The following is a 12,872-nucleotide window of genomic DNA, read 5'->3' as shown; positions in this document are numbered from 1 at the left end:
TATCCTGAATAATCTGACTATTTATCAACTATTATCGTCTTCTTTATACAAAAAAGAAAACCTTAGTGCTCAAAATGATTATGACAATTCGACCAATCTCCCAGCATTACGCTATACTTTAAACCGTTTTCGGTTAAAAGATGAGTTAATCTGTGCCTATAGAGTTCATTGCAACATCAAAACTCCCGACCGCTTTTGGTGAATTCAATATTTCTGTGTTTCAAGATCCAGTATCAGGTGAAGAACATGTGGCACTTTCTAAAGGGTTAGAAAATCCACCCACAGGCCCTGTTTTAGTACGTGTTCATTCAGAATGCTTAACAGGTGATGCTTTTGCGTCATTAAAATGTGACTGCGGCCCTCAATTACAGGCAACTCAAAAGCTTATTAACGAAGCAGGTCAAGGCGTTATTTTATATTTACGCCAAGAAGGCCGTGGTATTGGACTTACAAATAAAATTCGTGCGTATGCCTTACAAGATCAAGGTCATGACACCGTAGATGCAAATTTACTTTTAAATTTGCCAGCTGATGCACGCCGTTATGACATGTGTAGCATTATGCTTGATCATTTAAAAGTAAAAGAAGTTAAGTTAATTACTAACAATCCTTTGAAAATTCAGGCACTCAAGGATCAAGGTATTAATGTGGTTGGTCGTGTTCCATTAACGGTTGGACGTAATCCTTTTAATGAACAATATTTAAAAACTAAACGTGAACGCATGGATCACCTTTATCAAAAAGATGATTTCTAGAACAAAATTATAAATTTAAAAATAATTGGAAGGGATTTTTAAGACATTTCTTAAAAATCCCTTACTTTTTTTATGGTTTTGTGTTTTGATGTATCTATCTCCTATCTCAATCATCTTTGAGGGTCACTATGCAACATCCGACTTCAACAGATATTCAACGTGTCCGCGAATTTCTCCTCGATTTACAAGCTCGTATTTGTGCTGGTTTAGAACAACAAGAAAAAGCTGGTGGTGGTACGGGTGAATTCATTATTGATGATTGGGAACGTCCAGAAGGTGGTGGCGGTCGTTCTCGAGTTTTACAAAATGGCACCGTGATTGAAAAAGGTGGTGTGATGTTTTCTCACATCAATATTAGTAAACTGCCCGCTTCTGCTACAGAAAGACATCCTCAAATTGCTGGTGCTAAAGCACAAGCGCTTGGTGTGTCATTAGTGATTCACCCTAAAAACCCGAATATTCCAACCTCACATGCCAATGTACGTTTATTCGTTGCAGAGCCTGAAGGACAAGATCCAATTTGGTGGTTTGGTGGTGGTTTTGACTTAACACCGTTCTATCCAGATGAACAGGATGTTATCGATTGGCATCAAGCCGCACATGACCTATGCCAGCCTTTTGGTGACAATGTCTATGCTGAACATAAAAAATGGTGTGATGATTACTTCTATCTAAAACATCGAGATGAACAGCGTGGTGTCGGTGGTTTATTCTTTGATGATTTAAATTGCTGGGATTTCGAAACCTGCTTTAAATATATTCAAGCTGTAGGTAATGGTTATTTAAATGCCATTTTGCCAATTTTTGAAAAACATCGTGAACAGCCTTATACCGAAGCTCAACGAGAGTTCCAGCTGTACCGTCGTGGTCGCTATGTCGAATATAATTTAGTCTATGACCGCGGAACATTGTTTGGCTTACAAACAGGTGGACGTATTGAGTCTATTTTAGTCAGCCTCCCTAACCTTGCAGGTTGGTCGTATCGTCCAGAATGGGATGAAGACTCACCAGAGAAACGTTTAACCGACTATTACTTAAAACCACGTGATTGGTTAAACCTAAAAGAAAAAGTTGCTTAATTTTTTGCTTTTCGGAGATTCTTTGGCTTCCACCCTAAAGAATCTCCTTTTTTATTTCCAATTTTCTGAGTTTCATTCAAATATTTTTTCTTATTAAAATTTGGCTTATAGTGAGGCCTGCTGAAAATTCAGTACAGACTTTATCTGCCTCATGCCATTTTAAAATTTTGGATATAAGAATGACCAAACAGTTTGCAGTAATTGGCAACCCCATCGAACAATCACGCTCTCCTGAATTGCATCATGCTTTCGCTCAAAAAACAGGTGTTGACCTAGACTACCAAAAACGTCTTGCCCCTCTTGATGGTTTTGAGCCGAGTATGCGTAGTTTTTTTGAAAATGGCGGGATTGGCATGAACGTTACCATACCATTTAAAGAACAGGCTTTTGCTTTGTGTGATGTACTGACTGAACGTGCTCAAATTGCCAAAGCTGTAAATACACTTTGGATGGAAGATGGCAAATTGCATGGTGACAATACAGATGGCCAAGGCTTAGTTGCCGCAATTCAAGCTTTAGATTGGAACTTAGAAAATACAGCTATTTTAATTTTAGGGGCTGGTGGTGCAACTCGCGGTGTTATTTACCCGCTTGTGCAGGCTGGTGCTAAAAAGATTGTGATTGCAAACCGGACTCTTGCTCGTGCTGAACAACTTGTAAATGACCTAAAAGCAGCAGTTCCTCAAGCTCAATTGCAAGCAGTTTCTCTAAATGAGCTAGAAGGGAAATTTGATATTGTGATTAATGCAACTTCTGCAAGCCTGTCTGGTGATGCATTACAACTACCAGAAAGTCTAGAGTTCAAATATGCCTATGAAATGGCTTATGGCAAGCGCTCTAGCTTCCTTGATCAAGCGAAACAGCGCAATGTACCTTATGCGGAAGGTTTTGGCATGCTAGTTGGCCAAGCCATTGAAGCTTTCTTTATCTGGAATGGCGTAAAGCCAGAATTAAAAGATTTTCTATAAGTCAAAAAAAGAACCTACACGAAGTAGGTTCTTTTTTTATCTCATCTATTATTTTTTAGCTGTAACCATCTGCTTATAAACATCTCGGAAAATCTCATAATCAATAAATTCATTATGTTCAGGTTTTAACTTCTGAATTGTTTTTTCCGTAAGTTGCTGTTTGCGAGCAGCGACATAAACCTTACCTAAAATATCAGCTGTTTCTGACAACAAGTGTTTTTCTTCATCAGAACTACCATTTTGTTTTTCAAACTCTAATTGATACTGTTTTGAGAAAAGCTGTTCAGGTTGCTTATATTGTTTCTGTAGTTTTTGCCATGCTTCACGCCCAGCTTCACCTTGTATTGTTGTGATCACAATATGGTCCACAGCTCGGCCTAAGTCATTATCAAACTGATCTTCTTGCTCAAGATGATGTTTTTTCTGTAACGCCTCAATACGTTCTAAAGCTTTCCCTTGAGGGTTATAAGTTTCCTCTTCAGAGAACCAATAAGCATAAACCTCGGCAATTTCTTGCAACTGTTGAACTGAATAATAATTAATATATGACGGTTTTTCGGCAGTCAATTTTGCAATAAACACAGCCTTATATGTTTTGTCATAAGCATGTGTTGCATCATAAGTTTGGTTAGCCAACAGCGCCAGACTCGAATCTAAATCTTGTACATCGCTATGTGCACCAACTGGATGCTCAGAAACATCACTCTGCCCAAGTTTTTCACTAAATCCTTTTACGAAGTTTTCAAATAACGAACCCTTACTTGCCTCTGCAACCGATTTAGCTTGTTTAAGTTGCTGCTGATTAATTGGGGTCGCTTTACCATAATTGAGAATTTGCATGTCTGCTTTAATATTAAAGCGATGGTTAAATTCAGCTGGTGTATACGCAATATCATAATCCGCGTTGACTAAACGGCCCTTTTCATCCAGTCCGACATCAATCGCAACCGGATTTCTTTGTTTTGGTAAAGCTTGTTCAATTTCTGCCTTATGCTTGATCCATAGAGCCTTGAATGCTTCATCATCAACAAACTGGTTTTGATCATAAGCAGCAAAAGTTTGTTTCAAGGCAGTTTGACGAGCCTTAATCTGAGTTTTTTCGGTATTTCCAGCGCTCTGATCAAGCACATCAATACCGTAAATTTGACAGTAATTAATATCACCTAAGGCAACGGAACTTTTTTGAGACTGTAATTCGACACACTGATCTTCTGTAAGTGAAGCCACTTCTTCATCTTGTGTCACTTCTTCAGCATCTGCTACAGCAACATATTCGGCTTGGGCCGTATCAGAAGCATCCTCTTCGGCTGCCCCATCTTGAGCTGCACTTGATTGGTCTTCATCATACTCAGAATCTAAGGCATTACCGAAATGAGCATTAATCAGTGAGTAAAGTTGTTGGCTAACTGCGGCTGCATCTTCAGAAGAAACTTTTTGCCCATCAGCATTACCTTCTTTACTCTTCGCTTCTGAAGCAACTAATTCAGTTGCTATAGTTTCGGCAATCTTTTCTTCATCAAAACCGAAAACATTTTTTTGCAGATATTTAGCATTGACCTGACTATAGAGCTCCGATTGTAGCAATAACGCTTCAACCGTATCTTTTAAACGAATTTTTTCTACAATTCCCGCTTTACGCTCAGCGTCACTAACTGATAAACGCTGTAAATTTTGTGGTTCAGCCAAACGATAAGATACAGCGCCAGAAGCTTTCGCATATTCAACGAATTTCTTCATATCGACATTCGTAAACAGATTTTTATACTTTGAAAAATCGACATACGCTAAATTATTTTGATTATCTTTATTAACCAGATAAGGCATTAATCCAAAATAATTAACGTAAAATTTATAATCTTTCAGATCAAGTACCATTGGCAATTTTGCCTGTACCAAAAGTGTCGGTTTTTCATACCTTGCTGTAAGGTTTAAAGACCCCATTTTTTGACGATAGTGAACCGAACCATCGTAACTAAATTGAAGATCATTTAATAAATTAATTAATACGGCGTTTACTTTTTCTGAGCGTGATTCAACAGAAATGCCTGAATCCGCTTGCTCATTTGCAATTGCGGCATACAACGCCTGCTTCTGTTTTTTATTCAAATTAATTTTTTGTTCACGTAAATATTGATCTACTTTTTTTTGCACTGCAGCATCTAGCTGCACTGTTTTTTCTACATTATTTATTTTTTTTGACTGATTTGGATCAACACTAACTTTAAAATGCCCACGATAGTCATAGCTTGGGTATTCATATATTGCATTCATACCCTGAATGACTTTTTGATCTAACTGAGTAGATGGTACCGATGGACGTAGGTTATGCTGCGCACAAGCGGTCAAACCCAAACTAAATAAACATAAACTGAGATATTTTAAATGCATAACCTTTTTTAAAACCTTATCGCTTTATCTTTTTAACAAAACTTGCTAAAAATAAGAAAATTAGTTGTTTTTTCACATAAAAGTATAAGTCCTGAATGTAGCAGAAATTATAATTTCAGGTGTATTTATTTTCGACAAAATTCGCTTTTCTGACATTTCTTTCGGGTGCGATTAACATTGTATTTTTATCATGCGAGTGAATAATCAAATCATCGATACAGATAATCCCACAATGATTCAAAATTAGGATTAAAGCCATGCCAGCATATAAAGCTCCGCTACACGATATCCGCTTCTTAATGAATGAAGTACTAGATTACCCTGCTCACTATAAAACTTTATCAAATGGTGAAAATGCTGATCCAGATACTGTTGATATGATTCTTGAAGGTGCGGCAGATTATTGTGAAAACGTATTGTCGCCACTTAACCAATCTGGTGATGAAGAAGGTTGCCATTTTGACAACGGCGAAGTAACTACTCCTAAAGGCTTTAAAGAAGCTTATGACCAATTCGTAATGGGCGGTTGGCAAGGTCTTTCTTACCCAGAAGAATTTGGTGGTCAAGGCCTTCCAATGTCTTTAAACCTGATTAAATCAGAAATGATGGGTACTGCAAACTGGTCATTTACCATGTACCCAGGTTTAAGTTCTGGTTGTATGAACACTATTTTGCAATTCGGTACTGATGAGCAAAAACAAACATATATGCCTAAGCTTGTTGAAGGCACTTGGAGCGGCACAATGTGCTTAACCGAACCTCAATGTGGTACAGACTTAGGTCAGGTAAAAACTAAAGCTGAACCTCAAGCAGACGGTAGTTACAAAATCACTGGTACAAAAATCTTCATTTCTGCCGGTGAACATGATTTAACTGAAAACATCATTCACATCGTACTTGCACGCCTTCCGGATGCACCTGCTGGTACTCGCGGTATATCATTATTCATCGTACCAAAATTCATGCCTACAGCTGATGGCGGTGTTGGTGAGCGTAATACAGTCGCTTGTGGTTCAATCGAACACAAAATGGGGATCCGTGCATCTGCAACTGCAGTACTCAACTTTGATAATGCAACTGGTTATTTAATCGGTGAAGTGAACAAAGGCCTACATGCAATGTTTACCTTCATGAATACAGCACGTATTGGTACTGCTGTTCAAGGTATTGCACACGCTGAGTTATCTTTCCAAGGCGCATTACCATATGCTAAAGATCGTATGTCAATGCGTGCGCTTTCTGGTAAAAAAGATCCTGATAAAGTTGCTGATGCAATCATTCACCATGCAGACGTACGCCGTATGCTGTTAACTCAAAAAGCAATCGCTGAAGGCGGTCGCTCTATGATTTACTACGCTGCTCAAATCGCTGACAAAATGACAGATGCTTTAGCACGTGGTGATCAAGCTGCTTTTGAAGACTACGATGATAAACTTGGTTTCTATACACCAATTTTAAAAGGTTTCTTAACTGAACTTGGTTTAGAAGCTGCTAACCACGGTATGCAAGTTTACGGTGGCCATGGCTACATTAAAGAATGGGGTATGGAGCAAATCGCACGTGATGCACGTATTGCGACTTTGTATGAAGGAACAACTGGTGTTCAAGCACTCGACTTAATTGGTCGTAAAGTGTTGTTAAGTTCAAAAGGTAAAGTAGTTCGTGAATACACTGCTGAAATCTTAAAATTCTGTGCTGCACATGCACGTAATAAATATTTACGTCGTTTTGCTTGGGACTTAACTAAGCTTTGTGCTCAGTGGAACACTTTAACAGTTCGTATCATGCTTGCTGCACGTAAAGACCGCGACATCGTATCTTCTGCTTCTGTAGATTTCTTGATGTTCTCAGGCTACGTGATGATGGCTTATTTCTGGGCTCAACAAGCTGTGGTTGCTTCTGAAAAATTAGAAGCAGGTAACGGCCAAGAAACTGCTGAGTTCTATAAAGCAAAAATCAAAGTTGCTGATTTCTACTTTGATCGTTTATTGCCACGCGCTCAAGGTCATGCAGAATCAATGGTGACTACATCTCGCACCCTAACATCATTACCAGTTGAACACTTTAGCTTCGACTACTAATGATTTTTAAGTCATAATATAAAAAGAGCGCAATTTAATATTGCGCTCTTTTTATATTTATCGGATATCTATTCTTTAGTTAAAACATAAGCCTGATTTGGAACAAAATAGTTTTGCTCTAAAAATTCACGATTTTTTCCATAGTCGCTATAAAGTAATTTTTCTAAATTTGTGACCAATCTTTTATTTGAATCAATATTAAAATAAAAATTAACTTTAGATAATGGACATTGAATCGTTAACTCATTCCCTTTTTCATCCACTTTCCAATTTAGAGTAGGACATAATTGATTTACAGCGGCACTTTTAGCCCCGTCTTTACTTCCCACACGACCAAAATGAACAACATTCCAATAAGCCGACCCATTTGGTAATAAATTTAAAATGTACTCTGCTTCGCCTGATTCACAATCAGCAAAAGCATCGTCGCATGAAATACGAGTATGATATCGCCCTACATATTGTAATGACGCTGCGTTTAATTTTTGGGTTTGATCTGAGGTATCTTCAGGTAAGAAAGTTCGTCCAGCGACATAATCCAATGTTTTTATAGACGTACTACTTTTTATTAAGTTTTCTTCATGATTAGAACTAGAACTTGTAGTTGAGTGATCTTTCGAATTGGTATGGTTTATATCGCAAGCACTGAGTGTCATGCACATCGCAGCCACTACAACCACATGCTTAACTGAAAAACGAGACCACTTCAAAGACATATACATTATTCACAGATAACAGCAACAGCTATATTTACGATTCAAATCAAGTATTAGCTGATTGCCGCTTTAAACTCTTAAGCCCTGAAAGGGTGCATTTTAGTAGATGTTAGTTTCGTTCATTTCAATCCTTTACATATTTTAACTATTTTACTTTTTAAAGGACTTTAAACCCGTTATTTTGTCTCCATATTTTTATTAAGCAAGAGCAATAGCTTCTTGTAACTTTTATCTTTAAGGAGAATTAGATGGCCAGTTCTGGTTTATATCGCTCGAACCGACACAGCATGATCGCCGGTGTAATGGGTGGTATTGCTGAACGTTTTGGTTGGAACGTAACTTTACTACGTGTCATTTTTGTTTTGATCTCAATTATGAGTGCTGCCTTTCCAGGAATTTTAGTTTATCTGGTTTTATGGTTAGTGATTCCTAAAAAACAGCCAGAACATATTGAAGGCTATCGACAATCCGTCCGAACAGTAAATGAAGAACAAGTACGTTAATTAATAACTTTGGTCGCTACGGTTGCATCCCCTAATCAACCGTAGCTTTTTTTATTCTAGAAATTATAGCTTTCGATTTAACTGTTGCTGCAATGCAGCAATCATATCTGCACGGCTAATCATTCCTATAAGCTTACGATCTTCAACAACAGGAATGTAATTAAAAGACTTTTCAACAAAGTATGGCACCAAATCTTGAATAGGTTGAGTTGGCAGTACGGTAATCACTCTACGGCTCATAATTTGTTTTACATAATGCTGCCAAGAATTTCTTGGGTCGGCTGCACCTTTAAACCATTCTACGACTTCATATAACGCTAAAGTTCCGACCAAATGATTTTCTGTATTTACTACAGGTAGGCTCATTAAATTCACATGTTTAAACTTATCGAGTGCCTGATGAATATCATCATCTTCATGTAGTTTAATCACATCACGGCTCATAATATCCTGACAGATATATTGATTTACCATACGCTCATTGGCATGTTCCTGAGCTTCTAAAATGATTTTTTCTAAATCATATTGGCTAATATCTAAAAGTTCAGTGTGATGCCCTAATGCATACTCAATATCTTTCGGCTGAATCGATACTTTTTGAGTTGGCGTTGGGTCCTTACTTCGCTCATTTAAATGCGCGGTAACCGGATAATGTCGCCCAATCAATCGATTAAAGAAAACAGCAAACCCAAGTAGAAGTAACGAATTGAGTAAAACTGGATAAAAAATAAAGTAAAAGCCCAACTTATGAATTGTGGCTCCACCTAGTACTGCTGTAATCGCAACCGCTCCACTCGGTGGGTGCAAAGAGTCGGTGGTCATCATTAAAAAAATGGCAAAACCAACTGCAACACTAAAAGCTGTGGTTAAATCCGGAATCCACTGCGCACAAGCAACCCCAATAATTCCGGCTAATGTATTACCGACAATAACATTCCATGGTTGGGCCAAAGGACTAGTCGGCACAGCAAACAATAGAACAGATGAGGCGCCCATTGGGGCGATGTACCATGCATTAATTCCACCGAGAACATACCAGCTAATTAAGGAGGAAATTGCTAAACCACACAAAGCTCCAATACCGCAAAGTAACCGTTCTTTTAAGGGTAAAACTTTAAAATTTGGCTTTAAAATCTGTAACCATTCTCGCTGTATAACACTCACAGTACACCTTAGGGGATATGCCGTCATTTATAACGGGCAAAAGTATACGCCCAAAGCCACATAAAGTGCATTTAAATTATACCTTTTAACTATCAGAAAACTTATTAAACCTATTCTTACTATTCTAATACTTTAATATTCCATCAATTTTTCATTTAAATAACGCCAATAACGCTTCGGCAAATATTGCACATGAAGTTTTATATTTTGCCGTTCAGTAATATTTACGCTGTTAAAATAATCCTTCCAAAGCTGATCATATAAAACTTCCTGCTCATCAAGCTCAAGCTGAAAGCTTTGGCTCATTCCATTTTTTAAATTACGATCAACATCCGAGGCTTCTAATGAAACTTCATGTATTTCACGTAAATCATAATAGATTCCAAACTTGCGTTGTTCGTCATAAATAAGCCAACGTTGATCTTGATAACGCCGTTTAAAATGAGGCTGAATAAGCGGTAAAACATTAAAATCGGGACGTACTAAACTTAAAAAAAGCTCATCTTTAGTTTTCTTAAACCGAATAAAAGCTTCCATCCGATGCTTCTCTCTCCCGACCTTTTTCGTCCACTGCGCAATCGCTAAAACACTAGGATTTGAATAATCTTTTTCAATGGAAACATGGCTAGTAAACACATAGATACAATAATCAAATAAGTGCTGATAGGCGTCTAAAGATTCAGATAAAGAGGCAAAATAAAATTGTTTTAACGAAGATGGTGAAAGCTTTTTTTGTAGCGCTGACCACACACGCTCAGCATGCTGCTCGTTATTTGCCACCTCAATTTTATCGGCAAATAAGCCATGTTGAGCTGCATCATTCAGATGGAGCCTGACCTGTAATTCTTTAAATTGAAATGCACGAAAAACACAGCTCAGCAACCCAACCATTGAACCATCAAAATAGTAAGCAACCTCCTCATTAAACATGGCTAAAACCCAAGGCTTAATTGTGGCGAGAGTTGCTGAACATATTTCGAAGATCCCTGCGTTAAAATCTGCTGCCGAATAAAACTTGATGATAGTTCTTTTTGGAATTTTGGACTGTCTTCGCAGCGAATAAAGTATTTGGCACGTTGGTAAGCTACCCCGAGTTTTTTTAATAAATCGATATGGATTTTTCCAAAACGGCGAGCCTGTACAATTTTCTTGGCCGATTTCACGCCAATACCCGGCACACGCAAAATCATTTGATAATCAGCACGATTTAAATCTACTGGAAACTGTTCAGGATGCCTTAAAGCCCAACTTAATTTCGGGTCTACATCAAGGTCTAAGTTTGGGTGTTTTTCATTGACGATTTCATTGACCTGAAAACCATAAAAACGCATCAGCCAATCGCTTTGATAGAGTCGGTTTTCCCGTAGTAATGGCGGTGCAGAACCCACTGCTGGCAAGTAATTATTTTCGGTATTAATTGGGATATAACCAGAAAAATAGACGCGTTTGAGTTTAAATTCTTTGTAGTGCTTGTCTGCCATAAACAAGACATCTTGGTCTGACTCTTGATGGGCCCCCACTACCATTTGTGTGGTCTGCCCTGCTGGCACATATTTCGGTACATGCTTAATGATTTGTCGCTCATCTTTAAGCTGAATCAGCCTGTCACGCACTAATCCTAAATCTTTTTGCACTTCCTGATGTGATTTTTCTGGGGCAAAAGTTTTTAGCCCAATTTCGGTCGGCATCTCTAAATTAATACTCATCCGGTCAGCATATAAACCTGCTTCATGGATCAGTTCAGGCGATGCACCCGGAATTGTTTTTAGGTGAATATAACCGTTAAAATTTTCTTCAAGACGTAACTTTTTCACGACTTGAAGCATGCGCTCCATCGTGTGATCGGCCGATTTAAATATGCCGGAGCTTAAAAATAACCCTTCAATATAATTACGGCGGTAAAAATTAATAGTTAAGTCTACAACCTCTTGCACCGTAAATGCTGCACGCTGGACGTCGTTAGAACGGCGTGAAACACAATAGGCGCAGTCAAAAATACAGACATTGCTAAATAGAATTTTTAAGAGAGATACACAGCGGCCATCTTCGGTATAGCTATGGCAAATACCCGAATGACTGGCATCCCCCAGACCTTTATTTTTGTTTTTACGATCACTACCACTTGATGAACAAGACACATCATATTTAGCAGCATCAGCAAGAATTTGTAGTTTTTCTCGAATGCGATCAGACATATCAAACGACTCATTTATGGCATCGTTTAAAAAATATCATTTCGCATTCTTAAATTTAATCCAGTGAAATACGCTCGGCGTCATGAAGTGACGTTTAAAATAATTCGTCTTAATTAACGTATTCTTCAAGCTGCTTTACACGCGCTGCATACTCTTGCATTGGGCAATACGAATACATGGGTGAGCCAATGTATGAGCCTGCATTACTACATTCCTGATCTACATAAGCTTTCCAAAGTCGCTGAGATTTTAAAATATCTTGATAACGCTCTGGCTGTTTATATTCTTCGCTTTGTGTGCGAATTTGATCAATGAGAGCAACAATTTTTTCTTCATAAGTCTTTTTAGCTTGTTCAGAACAGCTATGCACGATCATGTTGTTAATACTCTCAAGCTTCATTTCTTTAATGGTCTGTTCTACACATTGGTTGTATTCATCTTGCTCATCAGTTTCTGTTTGCGCGTAAAGCCATGGACTACAGGAAAGACTGGATAAAACAATAAGTTTGCAGCAAAATTTCAACATAACTTCTTCTCAGTTCTATAATTTTTAATATGCTTCAATATAACAAAAAAATGATTATTCACGCACTTGCGCTTGCACCCATCCCATTGCTGAGTTTATCTGCCTTAGGGGTAATAATATTAAATGCTGAGTTCAACCTTTATTCGATTGGAGTTATTTTTCTAGCCCATTTCTTATTTTATTTACTTTTTTATGGCCTTCTGGTTATTCCTTTCGCATATATCACTTCATATTTTCTCGCGCGTAAAAATCGTTTAAATCTGATGAGTATTTTTATCTGCGCAACTGTCATCTGGATTTTGATTAGCCCTATTACACGCTTAATTTTTGTCGGTTCATTCCCTTCTCCTTGGTGGCATATTTATAAGATCTATAGTTTTTATCTTATGATTTTATTTACCAGCTTTTGCTACTGGCTTGGCTTGGAATGGCTGAGGCGAAGACAAATCGGCTAATCACATATTCCTGCGATTAAGCCTTTGCCACTACCCCACAAA

Annotated in this window: 12 protein-coding genes; 6 read left to right on the top strand and 6 right to left on the bottom strand. The window is 37.9% G+C overall.

Annotated elements, in window-relative coordinates; all coding sequences use genetic code 11:
* Positions 1-152: 152 nt before the first annotated feature.
* The 3 genes from ribA (at position 153) to aroE (ending at position 2,802) form a co-directional block, all read left to right on the top strand.
* A complete protein-coding gene (gene ribA, locus JGE69_RS11750; protein ID WP_002116908.1) occupies positions 153-755 on the top strand; it encodes a GTP cyclohydrolase II in 603 nt (200 codons plus the stop codon).
* 128 nt (positions 756-883) lie between these two features.
* The gene (hemF, locus tag JGE69_RS11745) at positions 884-1,834 is read left to right on the top strand and encodes an oxygen-dependent coproporphyrinogen oxidase (protein ID WP_064786485.1); all 951 of its coding nucleotides are present in this window, start codon (positions 884-886) and stop codon (positions 1,832-1,834) included.
* Between the two features lie 179 nt (positions 1,835-2,013).
* Positions 2,014-2,802 carry a shikimate dehydrogenase gene (gene aroE / locus JGE69_RS11740; RefSeq protein ID WP_086394049.1) on the top strand — a complete coding sequence of 263 codons (789 nt, stop codon included), beginning with the start codon at positions 2,014-2,016 and terminating at the stop codon, positions 2,800-2,802.
* Positions 2,803-2,850: 48 nt separating this feature from the next.
* Here aroE and JGE69_RS11735 read toward each other — a convergent pair whose 3' ends face one another.
* On the bottom strand, positions 2,851-5,190 hold the full coding sequence (locus JGE69_RS11735) for a hypothetical protein (protein WP_199113550.1): 2,340 nt from the start codon (positions 5,188-5,190) through the stop codon (positions 2,851-2,853).
* A gap of 257 nt (positions 5,191-5,447) precedes the next feature.
* Between JGE69_RS11735 and JGE69_RS11730 the strand changes: the two genes are divergently transcribed.
* Complete coding sequence (locus JGE69_RS11730) at positions 5,448-7,271, top strand: acyl-CoA dehydrogenase C-terminal domain-containing protein (RefSeq protein WP_002116803.1); 1,824 nt, start codon at positions 5,448-5,450, stop codon at positions 7,269-7,271.
* A 68-nt stretch (positions 7,272-7,339) separates the two neighbouring features.
* On the opposite strand, the gene JGE69_RS11725 is transcribed toward JGE69_RS11730, so the two are convergent.
* On the bottom strand, positions 7,340-7,987 hold the full coding sequence (locus tag JGE69_RS11725) for a hypothetical protein (protein WP_199113548.1): 648 nt from the start codon (positions 7,985-7,987) through the stop codon (positions 7,340-7,342).
* Between the two features lie 248 nt (positions 7,988-8,235).
* Between JGE69_RS11725 and JGE69_RS11720 the strand changes: the two genes are divergently transcribed.
* On the top strand, positions 8,236-8,490 hold the full coding sequence (locus JGE69_RS11720; RefSeq protein WP_002116779.1) for a PspC domain-containing protein: 255 nt from the start codon (positions 8,236-8,238) through the stop codon (positions 8,488-8,490).
* 63 nt (positions 8,491-8,553) lie between these two features.
* On the opposite strand, the gene JGE69_RS11715 is transcribed toward JGE69_RS11720, so the two are convergent.
* From JGE69_RS11715 to JGE69_RS11700, 4 genes are all read right to left on the bottom strand, one after another.
* Positions 8,554-9,654: an HPP family protein gene (locus JGE69_RS11715; RefSeq protein WP_199113547.1), complete on the bottom strand. Its 1,101-nt coding sequence runs from the start codon at positions 9,652-9,654 to the stop codon at positions 8,554-8,556.
* Between the two features lie 132 nt (positions 9,655-9,786).
* Positions 9,787-10,584 carry a TIGR03915 family putative DNA repair protein gene (locus JGE69_RS11710; RefSeq protein ID WP_199113546.1) on the bottom strand — a complete coding sequence of 266 codons (798 nt, stop codon included), beginning with the start codon at positions 10,582-10,584 and terminating at the stop codon, positions 9,787-9,789.
* A gap of 2 nt (positions 10,585-10,586) precedes the next feature.
* Positions 10,587-11,849 (bottom strand): putative DNA modification/repair radical SAM protein, encoded by a 1,263-nt coding sequence (locus JGE69_RS11705; RefSeq protein WP_199113545.1) that lies wholly within the window; start codon positions 11,847-11,849, stop codon positions 10,587-10,589.
* Between the two features lie 109 nt (positions 11,850-11,958).
* Positions 11,959-12,375: a lysozyme inhibitor LprI family protein gene (locus JGE69_RS11700; RefSeq protein ID WP_199113544.1), complete on the bottom strand. Its 417-nt coding sequence runs from the start codon at positions 12,373-12,375 to the stop codon at positions 11,959-11,961.
* A gap of 29 nt (positions 12,376-12,404) precedes the next feature.
* Between JGE69_RS11700 and JGE69_RS11695 the strand changes: the two genes are divergently transcribed.
* Positions 12,405-12,830, top strand: a complete 426-nt coding sequence (locus JGE69_RS11695; RefSeq protein WP_199113543.1) for a hypothetical protein — start codon at positions 12,405-12,407, stop codon at positions 12,828-12,830.
* The last annotated feature ends 42 nt before the right edge of the window (positions 12,831-12,872 follow it).

It is taken from the genome of Acinetobacter sp. C13, from assembly GCF_016809775.1.
Classification (GTDB): domain Bacteria; phylum Pseudomonadota; class Gammaproteobacteria; order Pseudomonadales; family Moraxellaceae; genus Acinetobacter; species Acinetobacter pittii.
The sequence above is the reverse complement of the archived record's forward strand: the minus strand, read 5'-3'. Positions and strand labels throughout refer to the sequence as shown.